Source organism: Streptomyces chiangmaiensis, from assembly GCF_036281785.1.
GTDB lineage: Bacteria > Actinomycetota > Actinomycetes > Streptomycetales > Streptomycetaceae > Streptomyces > Streptomyces chiangmaiensis.
The window spans coordinates 1-4,997 of record NZ_JAYWVC010000353.1 but is presented as its reverse complement, the minus strand read 5'-3'; the positions used below and the strand labels follow the sequence as shown (position 1 = coordinate 4,997).

The 4,997-nt window shown below is 70.3% G+C and carries 2 protein-coding genes; one reads left to right on the top strand and one right to left on the bottom strand.

Features of this window, described 5'->3' with window-relative positions; all coding sequences use genetic code 11:
• A partial coding sequence (locus VXC91_RS42235; protein ID WP_329512661.1) for a HAMP domain-containing protein occupies positions 1–1,819 on the bottom strand: 1,819 nt, incomplete at its 3' end.
• Positions 1,820–2,183: 364 nt separating this feature from the next.
• Between VXC91_RS42235 and VXC91_RS42230 the strand changes: the two genes are divergently transcribed.
• On the top strand, positions 2,184–4,931 hold the full coding sequence (locus tag VXC91_RS42230; protein ID WP_329512660.1) for a SpoIIE family protein phosphatase: 2,748 nt from the start codon (positions 2,184–2,186) through the stop codon (positions 4,929–4,931).
• The last annotated feature ends 66 nt before the right edge of the window (positions 4,932–4,997 follow it).

The following is a 4,997-nucleotide window of genomic DNA, read 5'->3' as shown; positions in this document are numbered from 1 at the left end:
TCACCTGAGCGATCTGCCTCACCTGGGAGGTGAGATTGCCCGCCATGAAGTTGACGGAGTCGGTGAGTTCCTTCCAGGTGCCGCTGACGCCCGGCACCACGGCCTGGCCGCCCAGACGGCCCTCCGTGCCCACGTCCCGCGCCATGCGCGTGACCTGGTCGGCGAAGGCGGACAACTGGTCGACCATCGTGTTCACGGTGTTCTTCAGCTTCAGCATCTCGCCGGAGACGTCCACGGTGACCTTCTGCGACAGATCGCCGTTGGCCACCGCCGTCGTCACCTGGGCGATGTTGCGGACCTGGCCGGTCAGGTTGCGGAAGGCGGTGTTGACGGAGTCCGTGAGGTCCTTCCAGGTGCCGGCGGCGCCCGGGACCTGCGCCTGGCCGCCCAGCTCACCCTCGACCCCGATCTCCCGAGCCACGCGCGTGACCTCGGAACCGAAGGCGGACAGCTGGTCCACCATCCCGTTGACGGTGTTCTTCAGCTCCAACATCTCGCCGGCGACATCGACGGTGACCTTCTGCGACAGGTCACCGCTGGCCACCGCCGTCGTCACGGCCGCGATGTCGCGCACCTGAGTGGTCAGGTTCCGGAAGACCGTGTTCACCGAATCGGTGAGGTCCTTCCACGTGCCCGCCGCACCCGGCACGTTCGCCTGCCCGCCGAGCCGGCCCTCGGCCCCGACCTCGTTGGCGACGCGGGTGACCTCGTCCGCGAACGTCCTCAGCGTCTCGGTCATCTGGTTGATCGTCTCGGCGAGCTGCGCGACCTCGCCGCGCGCCGACACCGTCACCTTCTGCGACAGGTCACCGTTGGCGACCGCAGTCGTCACCTGGGCGATCCCGCGCACCTGGGCGGTCAGATTGCCGGCCATCAGGTTCACCGAATCGGTGAGGTCCTTCCACACGCCGGCCACACCGGGCACCTGCGCCTGGCCGCCCAGCTCGCCCTCGGTGCCCACCTCACGGGCGACGCGGGTCACCTCGGAGGAGAAGGACGAGAGCTGGTCCACCATCGTGTTGACGGTTTCCTTCAGCTCGAGCATCTCTCCGGCCACGTGAACCGTGACCTTCCGGGACAGATCGCCCTTCGCGACCGCCGTGGTCACCAGCGCGATGTCCCGCACCTGGGCGGTCAGCCGGTACGCCATCGTGTTGACCGAGTCCGTGAGGTCCTTCCATGAACCGGACATACCGCGCACTCGGGCCTGCCCGCCCAGCTTGCCCTCGGTGCCCACCTCACTGGCCACCCGGGTGACCTCGTCGGTGAACGTCGACAGCTGGTCGACCAGGTTGTTGACCGTACGGCCGACCTTGAGGAACTCACCGCGCAGCGGTTGTCCGGTCCCGTCCGGACCCGGCGTCCGCAACTCCATGCGCGGCGACAGATCACCCTCGGCGACCGCGGACAGCACCCGGCTGACCTCGGAGACCGGACGTGCGAGATCGTCGACGAGCGCGTTCGAGGCGTCGATGGCGGCCGCCCAGGAACCCTCGCAGGCCCCCGTCTCCAGCCGCTCGGTGAGCTTGCCCTCACGCCCGACCATGCGCCGCACCCGCGACAGCTCACCGGTCAGATGCAGATTGCGGTCGGCCACCTCGTTGAAGACGGCTGCGATCTCGGCCATCACTTCGTCGCCGGTGACCGTCAGCCGCTTCCGGAAATTGCCGTCCCGCATGGACACCAGAGCCGCCAGCAGCCGGTTCAGGGCCGCCGTGTCCACTGCGGTGGTTCCATTGCGCGGTTTGCGCTGGTTACTCAGGGACTGTCCGCCTTTTGCGCGCGCCTTCGTGCTCCGCGTCGCTGCGCCAGACTCCACTGTGTCCCTCCCGCAGGGGTCGACCGTCACTGCTGTGTTCAGGGGTACCGCTCGCCGATGCCTGGTGCCGCCCTGTGTATCAGGCACACGCGCGTGCTCCTGCCCGGCGTGGCAAAAGACACTCTGTCTGCTCGAACCATCTCCAGAAGCTTGCCCAGTGTTTCACCATGCCTGAACCAGGCCATAACAGTTCGGCAGCTTCGCACACGCTCCGCACACCCTCCGGACGTAAACACAGACAACCGGCATCCGCATGGACGGCGAAGGTAAGTAACCTTGCATCCGGCCCTCCAGCCGCATCGGTGCGACCGGCCTGGGCGGCGGCACGAGCACGAGCGGGCAGGCATCGGAGGGGCGCCTCAACATGACCACCGGACTGCATCCCGGGGGACCACCCCAGGATCCCCGGCACCCGGGGAACCAGCAACTGCCCCGGCAGGAGCGCGTCGGCCCGGTGACCCCGCACGTCGAGAACCGGACGAGGAGTTCTGTGATCACCGCGCGCGCGGCCGCCACCTTCGAGCCCGTCGGACGGTCGGTCGCGACCGCCCGGTCCTTCGTCCGCGACACCCTGCAGGGCTGGGGCTTCGCCGACATCGTCGACGACGCCGTGGTCCTGACCAGTGAGTTGGTCACCAACGCCGTCGTGCACGCGGGCACCGCCGCTGACGTCCTGTGCCTGCGCAGCGACGACGGCGTACGCATCGAGGTCGCCGACCGCTATCCGGAACGCGAGGTCCCGCTCCAGTCGGCCGCCGTCGACATGGGCCACCCCGATCGTGAGGGCGGCCGCGGCCTCCAGCTCTGCGCCGCCCTGGCCGGGCGCTGGGGGGTGGAGTACACCCCCACGCACAAGCAGGTCTGGTTCCAACTCGACCTCCCCGAGCGGCCTGTGGGCACCCGTACGGCGGGCCCCGCCCTGCCCGCCGACCTCCTCCCGCTCGCGGACGGCCGGGTCCGCGTCGCGGTCGTCCAGATCGACCGCGGCGGTTCCATCACCGCCTGGAACGAGGACGCGGAGGAGCTCTTCGGTTACGCCGCCGAGCAGGTCACCGGAAAGCCGCTCACCGACCTCGCGGCCTGGCCGCACACCCCGGGCACCGGCACGGGCGTCGCCGAGGCCCTCCAGCTCTCACGCTGGGAGGGCAGCTACGGCATGCGCGGCGCCGACGGCCGGGTGACCCCCGTCTATGCCTCTCATCTGCGGGTGCGGGACACGACAGGCGACCCCTCCACCGTCTGTCTGGTCGTCCGCGACCATGAGCGAGCGGTCCTCCAGACCCCGTTGCGCGGACCGGCACCGGACACGACCACCGTCCAGGACGGCCAGGCCACAGATCCCTTCGAGGTCTTCATCGGCTCCCCGGCCCCGGATGATCTCGACGGACTGCTCCAGCGCACGGTGGAGCGCGCCCGCGACATGCTCGACGGCGACGCGGCCTTCCTCCTCCTGGCCACCGACGACGAGACGGAGCTCGAGGTGCGCGCCTCCACGGGCCTGCCGTCCGCCCGTCAGCGCTTCGCCCGCGTCCCGGTCGAGGCGGGACCGGGCCGCTACGGCTCGGCCCGTATGCCTGCCGTCCACGACGACCTGACGGCCGTACCCGGCGCCGTGCCCCTGCTGTCCGGCACGGGCATGCGCTCGGTGGTGACGGTCCCGCTGAAGGTGGAGGGCAGACTCACCGGCTCCCTCGGCGTGGCGGCCGAGGCGGCCTCCCGCTACTCCAACGAGGAGGCCCTGCGCCTGCAGTTCGCGGCCGACCGCATCGCCCTCGCCGTGGAATCGGCCCGCCTCGGCGAGCTCGAGCGCCTGCGCCGCGGATCGCTGAGCTTCCTGGTCGAGGCCTCCGACCTCCTCGCCGGCACCCTGGACCGCGACCAGACGCTGGCGCTCATGGCGCAGATGACGATCCCGACCCTGGCCACCTGGTGCGCGGTGTACACGATCGCCGACCAGGCCTCGGAGCCGTACCTCTCCTACGTCCTTCATGAGGACGAGGAGCGCATCGACGGCCTCAAGGCGCTCCTGTCCAGGATCCCGCCGCCGGAGCCGATCCCCACTCCCGGCGCCCGGATCTGGACGGCCCCCGGGGACGCGGCCCACCAGGCGGCACTGCGCACCTCCATGCGCAGCCTCGGCCTGGGCGAACCCCCTACGCTCGGTTCCGGCATCGGCACGACGCTCTCAACCGCCTCGGCGGTCGGCGGCGAGACGGTCGTACTCCCCCTCGTGGCGCGCAACCGCGTCATCGGCATGCTGACCCTGGGCAAGCCGACGGACGAACACTTCCGTCAGGAGATCCTGGAACTGGCCGAGGACTTGAGCCGCCGGGCTGCCCTGGCGCTGGACAACGCCCGGCTGTACTCGGAGCGCACGGCCATCAGCCAGTCCCTCCAGCGCAGCCTGCTCCCACCCGAACTCCCGCTCGTGGACGGCGTCGAGGTCGAGGTCATCTACCGCGCGGCCGGCGAGGGCAACGAGGTCGGCGGCGACTTCTACGACCTGTTCCCGATCCGCGACGGCGCATACGGCTTCGCCATCGGCGACGTCTGCGGTACGGGTCCGGAAGCGGCGGCCGTCACGGGCCTGGCCCGCCATGCCCTGCGCCTGCTCGCCCGGGAGGGCTTCGGTGGCCCGGCGGTCCTGGAGCGCCTGAACTCTGCGATCCTCGACGAGGGCGCCCGCAGCCGCTTCCTGACGCTCCTCTACGGTGAGTTGTGGCCGCAGGAGGACGGCAGCGCGGTCCTGAAGGTGGTCTGCGCCGGTCACCCCCTCCCGCTGCGCCTGCGTCAGGACGGCACGGTGGAATCGGCGGCGGAGCCGCAGCCACTCCTCGGCGTCATGGACGACCTGGAACTGTACGAGCAGACCGTCAGGCTGGACCCAGGCGACGTCCTGCTCTGTGTGACGGACGGTGTCACCGAACGCCGCGAGGGCACCCGCATGTTGGGCGACGACGGCCTCGCGGACGTCCTGACCACCTGCACGGGCCTCACAGCGGGCGCGGTGGCGGCCCGGATCATGCGCGCGGTCGAGCGCTTCGCGTCCGATGCTCCATCCGATGACATGGCGATTCTCGCGATGCGCGTCCCGGGCCTTCCGAAGGACTGAGAAAGCCGGAGTCGGAACACGAAGAAGGCCTCACCCTGATGGGCGAGGCCTTCTGTTGGAGCCCCC

Coding starts and splice junctions, on each gene's coding strand:
- VXC91_RS42230 (WP_329512660.1), top strand. CDS start 2,184: ATGACCACCGGACTGCATCCCGGGGGACCACCCCAGGATCCCCGGCAC.